Source organism: Streptomyces griseorubiginosus, from assembly GCF_017614965.1.
GTDB classification, from domain to species: domain Bacteria; phylum Actinomycetota; class Actinomycetes; order Streptomycetales; family Streptomycetaceae; genus Streptomyces; species Streptomyces griseorubiginosus_B.
This window is the reverse complement of record NZ_WVUG01000424.1, coordinates 1-6,119: the sequence shown is the minus strand read 5'-3', so window position 1 is coordinate 6,119 and position 6,119 is coordinate 1. Positions and strand designations below refer to the sequence as shown.

Sequence of the window (6,119 nt, the reverse complement as noted above, 5' to 3'; positions counted from 1 at the left end):
GCCCCCCTCCTGCGCCGCGCGTTCACCCTGCCCCGCGGTCGCCGCATCACCAAGGCCCGTCTGCACCTGAGCGCCGCCGGCAACGTCACCCTCACCGTCAACGGCGAGCCGATCACGGTCGACGGCAAGCAGGCGACGCGCGAGCGCACCAACGTGCCCCGCCTCCTGACCGACCAGAGCACCTACGACCGCACGGTCCTGTACGACACCTTCGACGTCACCACCCTCCTCCACGACGGCCGCGAGAACGTCCTCGCCGCCGAACTGGGCCGTGGCTGGTACGGGGTGACGACCCCTCAGGAGTGGTACTGGCAGCTCGCCCCCTACAGCGGGGCACCCCGCCTGCGCGCCAAGCTCGTCGTCACCCACTCCGACGGATCCACGACCACCCTCGTCACCGACAAGGACTGGCTCACCGCCGACGGACCCACGATCTTCGACTCCGTGTACTCGGGCGAGAAGTACGACGCCCGCCGGGCCGAGGAGTTGGGGGAGTGGCGGACCTCGGGCCACCGCACCGGACGCGACTGGCGCCCGGCCACCGTCCTGATCCCGCCGGGCAGTTGCTCCGGCCCGTCCCCCGAGTACCACGGTCCGCTGCCCGCCACCACGATCCCCGCCGGCTTCAGACCCGCCACCGTACGCGCGCACGAGGCGGAGCCTGTCCTGGTCGACCAGACCCTCCGCCCGCTGTCGCTCACCGAGACGGCACCCGGATCAGGGGTCTGGATCCTGGACTACGGCCAGATCATGACCGGCCTCGTCCGCCTGTCCCTCACCGGCGTCCGCCCCGGCAAGGAGGGCCTGACCCTCCGCATCCGCGGCGGCAACCGCATCACCGGCGGCGACGGCACCACCGCCTCCCCGCTCATGGTGGAGGAGGAGAACTTCCAGCACGACGCCGACCTCCAGACCCACTACTACACCCTCGGCAGACGGCCGACGCAGACCTGGGAACAGCAGTTCAGCCACTTCGGCTTCCGCTACCTGGAGGTCATGAACCTCGAGGCCGTCCTGGGCCGCGCCCCGGACCTCGAGCGGGACGCGGACGTCCTGACCGTCGGCGTCGCCCGCTCCGGCTTCGCCCGCACCGGCACCTTCACCACCGACAACGCCCTGCTCAACCGCCTCCAACGCAACCTGGAATGGGCCGAGCGCAACAACCTCGTCCAGAAGCCCACCGACACGCCCTCCCGGGAGAAGAACGGCTGGACCGGCGACGCCATGGCCAGCTCCGAGTCCGAATCCCTCACCTGGGACGTCAACGCGGTGCTCACCAACTACCTGCGCCACTTCCCCGACACCCAGATCTCCACCGGCCAGCTCCCCATGTTCGTCCCCGTGGCCAAGGGCGGTTACGGCTACGACCGCACCCCCGGCTGGAACGCCACGTGGAAGGCGGTCCCGGCCTGGGACTCGGCGTACTTCGTCATCCCGAGGGAGCTGCACACGTACTACGGCAACAGCAGCCTGTTCGCCGAGTTGTACGACCACCAGGACAGGCTCCTGACGTACTACGAGACGCTGTTCACCGCCGAGAACGCCTACCGGTTCGAGGCCTCGCTCGGCGCCTACTCCGGGGCCGAGGCCCCCGGCAGCAACGCCGTCATCAGCCTCGCCTTCTACATCCACTTCTGCGACTACATGGACGAGGTGGGCCGCGGACTCGGCCGCACCGAACGGGCCGCCCATTACGCCGGCTTGGCGCGCACCCTGCGCAAGGCGTTCATCGCCAACTACTGGGACAGCGGTCAAGGCCACTTCACCCAGGGCAGCATCTCCAGCGAGAACGCCATGGCCATCGCCTTCGACCTGGTCCCCGGCTCCGATCTGGACCCCGACGACCCCCGCCACCTGCCCGGCACCAGGACTCTCGCCGAGAACAAGAAGGCCCTCGCCCAGCTGCTCGCGGACCGTATCACGGCCGCCGACGGACACATCCAGAACGACATGTACGGCTCGCGCTACGAGTTCAACATCCTCAGCGAGTACGGCTACACGGACGTCGCGCTGCGGGCGGTCACCCGAACCGGCGTGCCCGGCTACGTCTACCAGATCGCCAAGGGCGCGACCTCGCTGTGGGAACAGTGGACGGACCGGCTCTCGGTCGACCACCACTACCGCTCCAACGTGGCCACCTGGTTCTACCAGAGCCTGGCCGGCATCAGGCCGACCTCGACCGCCTACGAGACGCTGCGCATCCGCCCGTACATCCCCTCGGCCCCGGTCAACAGCCGGGTACCGACGGGTGTCGACGACACGGACCTGTCGCCCGCCCCGCTCGACCACGTCAGCGCCTCCATCGACACCGTGCGCGGGAAGGTGTCCTCGCAGTGGCGGCGGCGCGCGGACGGCAGGATCGAACTCGCGGTCACGGTCCCCTACAACACCGAGGCCGAGATCTGGGTGCCCACACAGGACAAGCCCGTCAGTGCCCCGAAGGGGGTCGCCCACCTCCGCGACGACACGTCGGGAGGCGCCGGGTACGAGGTGTACCGGGCGCGGGCGGGGTCGTACCTCTTCAACGGCTGAGGCGTCAACGGCTGAGGCCCGACCGGGCCGGTTCACCTCTCGTGTGAACCGGCCCGGAAGAGCGTGACGGCGAACAGCCCCCGCAGCAGCCGGTCGGCCAGGGGCAGGAACAACCGGTAGCGGAAGGGGAGTTGAACGCGCAGGGCGTGGGGCGGGCGGGTCACGGAGGCCACCTCCAGTGCCTCCAGGCCGAGCCGCTCCAGCGACCGCGGGTCCTCGCAGGACCACGCCCAGCGTGCCTCCATGCCTTTCCGCGCCGCCTGCTTGTGCTGCGACTCCAACAGCCTCCTGGGATAGGTGTCGAGGGCGACGAGCGCGCCGGGGAAGCGCCGCGCGACACGTGCCAGCGCCTCGGCGGCCTCCTCCTCGGGGAGGTAGACGAGAACGCCCTCCGCGACGAAGAAGTAGGGTCCCGGGCACTCCTCGACCGAGCGCAGCCAGGTCTCGTCCAGCACCGAGGCGGCGATCATCCGTCGCCGTTCGGTGTCGGTGAAGAACGTCCGGCGCAGGTCGATCGTGTCCGGAAGGTCGAGGTCGAACCAGTGGACCGTGCCGTTGTCGACGCGTTCGAAACGGGTGTTGAGCCCGGTGCCGATCTCGACGACCGTCCCCGCTGGGTGATCGGCGAGGAACGCCCGTACCCAGGTGTCGACGATCGCGGTGCGCAGGACCATGATCGCCGATCCAGGGCCGGGGCCGTACTTGTCGGCCGCGTAGTCGATCGACGCGATCATCTCGGCCGCCTTGGGGTCCCGCAGCAACGGCCGTTTCCTGCCGGACTCCCGCGCCCGGGCGGCCAGCGGAATGAACAGCGTCTCCTGGACGGCCCCGAGCTCCACCCGGTGCCGAAAACCGCGCTCGTCACTCATGCCGGACATGGATGCCATTACATCGCACGGGCGCGGAAGGCCGCCGCAAGCAGCGGGTGCCGGATCACTCTCCCCGTGACTCCGAACTGGATGTTCCAATTTGAACGACCGGTAAGGTGGTCGCATGGGGCATACGCGATGGCTGAACGAGGAGGAGAAGCGTGCCTGGAGTGCCTTCACCAACGCCCACGCGCTGCTGTACCGGCGGATCGAGCAGCGGCTGAAGCGCGACTTCGGTCTCTCCGGTCTGCAGTACGAGATCCTCGCCCGGCTCGGCGACGCGCCGAACCGGGAGCTGCGCATGGCCGAACTGGCGGGTGCCCTGGTCAACTCCAAGAGCGGGCTGACCTATCAGATCGGGCAGATGGAGAAGTCCGGTTGGGTGCGCCGACGGTCCTGTCCGAGTGACGAACGCGCGGTCTACGCCGTACTCGACGACGCGGGCATGGCCCTGCTGGAGCGGGCGGCTCCCGGGCACGTGGAGCTGGTGCGGGAGCTGCTCTTCGACGCCCTCAGCCCCGAGCAGGTGCGGGCGCTGGCCGACGGGCTCGGCGAGGCCGGCCGACGTATGACCGGGGTGCCGGGCGAGGCGGACCCGGTCAGGGGTGACTGCGCGGCTTCCGCCGAGGGCGGGGTGGCTGCGGCCGACCATCCGCTCAGCCGGCGGGAGCATCAGGGGCCTCCATAGAGGGGGTCGGCGGGTACGGCGTCGGGGGTCAGGCCGTCTCACCGGCGTCGGCGAGGAGCGTGCTCCCCGTCATGAAGGCCGCCAGGTCGCTCGCGCAGAACAGCACCACCCGCGCGATGTCGTCGGGCACGCCGATCCGGCCGAGCGGGCCCGGTCGCATCACGGACAGGATCTCTTCGGAGTCCAGCGGGATCCCGGCAGCGGCGGCCGCCGCCATGTTCCCCTCGGTCGGCACGAACGTGGGCGCGACGCCGAGTACGCGAATGCCGAACGGCGCGAACTCCAGGGCGAGTTGACGGGTGATCCCGCGCGCCGCGTGCTTCGAGCCGACGTACGCGGCGAGCCCGGGAGCCGTTCCCCGGAACCCGGCCGTGGAGACGACGTTGACGATGACGCCCCCGTTCCCGGCCTCGCTCATCCGGCGCGCGGCCTCCCGGGCTCCGAGGAAGACACCGCGCGCGTTCACCGCGAACACGCCGTCCCAGGTCTCCTCGGACATCTCCAGCGCGGGTACGGCGGGGAAGATCCCGGCGTTGTTGACCCAGATGTCGACGCCGCCGAACTCCCGGACCGCGAGGTCGGCGGCCGCGGCCACGCTGCCCGCGTCGGTGACGTCCAGGTGCGCGGCCAGCGCACGGCCCCGACCTCGCCGGCCGAGTTCCTCGGCCGCGGTGTCGGCGAGCTTCACCTCGATGTCCGCGAGGAGGACATCCGCTCCGGCCTCCACCAGGCGTTCGGCGATGGCCCGGCCGAGGCCACGGGCCCCGCCGGTCACGACGGCGCGCCGCCCGGACAGGGAGATCAGTTCCGCGAGTGAGCGGGACGAGACGTCAGGAACGGCTGCCATGGTGTGTCCTTCCGGCGGCGCTCCCCGGAGGAACCGGGGGCGGGGTGGGGCATCGTGGCTGCCTCTCGCTCCAACATTTACCACGTGGTTGGTTTTCGCTGGACCATAGACCGGCCTGGCCTGCGCCGGAAGACAGTCGTTCGGCTTTGTGATCAGAGCGTTACGTTCAGGGTGAGGGGCAGGCGCCGGAGCCGGGCTGTCGGCCCGTTCCTCGTGGCAGGCTGGTTGATGTAACAACCAGAGCGGGTGGAGGGTGGTCCCGGTGAGCAACGTGGAGACCGAACCGGCGGCGCTGCGCTGCGGTGCGGCCGTGGACGACGGCGAGCCTGCCGAGACGCCCCGGGTCGAGGTGTTGTCGGCGCGCGATGTGCCCCTCGGCGGCCCACGGGCGATACGTGTACGGCGGACGCTTCCGCAGCGGGCCCGTACCCTGATCGGCGCCTGGTGCTTCGCCGATCACTACGGGCCGGTCGACGCCACCGCGCGCGGCATGAACGTGCCCCCGCACCCGCACACCGGTCTGCAGACGGTGAGTTGGCTCTTCAGCGGCGAGATCGAACACCGGGACACCCTGGGCACCCACGCGCTGGTCCGACCCGGCGAGATGAACCTGATGACCGGCGGTCACGGCATCGCCCACTCGGAGGTCTCCACCCCGAACACCACCGTTCTGCACGGGGTTCAGCTGTGGGTGGCCCTGCCCGAGGAGCACCGCGACACCGGTCGGGACTTCCAGCACCATGTGCCGAAGCCCGTGTCGGTGGACGGGGCCGAGCTCCGGGTCTTCCTCGGCTCACTCGCCGGAAGCACGTCCCCGGTGCGGTCGTTCACGCCCCTGCTGGGCGCGGAACTCATCCTCGAACCGCAGGCGACGGTCAGGCTCGACGTGGATCCCGCCTTCGAGCACGGACTCCTCGTGGACGCAGGGGACGTCCGCCTGCTGGGCACCGTGCTGCACCCCGCCGATCTCGGTTACGTTCCCCGCGGTACCGGCACCCTGACGCTGGTCAACGCATCGGACGAGCCCGCACGCACGATCCTGCTCGGCGGCCCGCCCTTCGAGGAGGAGATCGTCATGTGGTGGAACTTCATCGGGCGCAGCCACGAGGACATCGCCCGGGCCCGCGAGGACTGGGAGGCCTCCTCCGACCGCTTCGGCACCATCGAGGACTTCCCCGGAGGC

The 6,119-nt window shown here is 70.4% G+C and carries 5 protein-coding genes; 3 read left to right on the top strand and 2 right to left on the bottom strand.

Features of this window, described 5'->3' with window-relative positions; genetic code table 11:
• Positions 1–2,532: family 78 glycoside hydrolase catalytic domain (locus GRC12_RS40855; RefSeq protein ID WP_208785509.1), on the top strand; the 2,532-nt coding region annotated here is incomplete at its 5' end.
• 32 nt (positions 2,533–2,564) lie between these two features.
• On the opposite strand, the gene GRC12_RS40850 is transcribed toward GRC12_RS40855, so the two are convergent.
• Positions 2,565–3,410, bottom strand: a complete 846-nt coding sequence (locus GRC12_RS40850; RefSeq protein ID WP_208785508.1) for a class I SAM-dependent methyltransferase — start codon at positions 3,408–3,410, stop codon at positions 2,565–2,567.
• Positions 3,411–3,525: 115 nt separating this feature from the next.
• Here GRC12_RS40850 and GRC12_RS40845 point away from each other — a divergent pair, with 115 nt between their 5' ends.
• Positions 3,526–4,089: a MarR family winged helix-turn-helix transcriptional regulator gene (locus tag GRC12_RS40845; protein ID WP_208785507.1), complete on the top strand. Its 564-nt coding sequence runs from the start codon at positions 3,526–3,528 to the stop codon at positions 4,087–4,089.
• Positions 4,090–4,117: 28 nt separating this feature from the next.
• On the opposite strand, the gene GRC12_RS40840 is transcribed toward GRC12_RS40845, so the two are convergent.
• The gene (locus GRC12_RS40840) at positions 4,118–4,936 is read right to left on the bottom strand and encodes an SDR family NAD(P)-dependent oxidoreductase (protein WP_208785506.1); all 819 of its coding nucleotides are present in this window, start codon (positions 4,934–4,936) and stop codon (positions 4,118–4,120) included.
• Positions 4,937–5,198: 262 nt separating this feature from the next.
• Between GRC12_RS40840 and GRC12_RS40835 the strand changes: the two genes are divergently transcribed.
• The coding region (locus GRC12_RS40835; RefSeq protein WP_208785505.1) for a pirin family protein at positions 5,199–6,119 on the top strand (921 nt) is incomplete at its 3' end.

Coding starts and splice junctions, on each gene's coding strand:
- GRC12_RS40850 (WP_208785508.1), bottom strand. CDS start 3,410: ATGTCCGGCATGAGTGACGAGCGCGGTTTTCGGCACCGGGTGGAGCTC.
- GRC12_RS40845 (WP_208785507.1), top strand. CDS start 3,526: ATGGGGCATACGCGATGGCTGAACGAGGAGGAGAAGCGTGCCTGGAGT.
- GRC12_RS40840 (WP_208785506.1), bottom strand. CDS start 4,936: ATGGCAGCCGTTCCTGACGTCTCGTCCCGCTCACTCGCGGAACTGATC.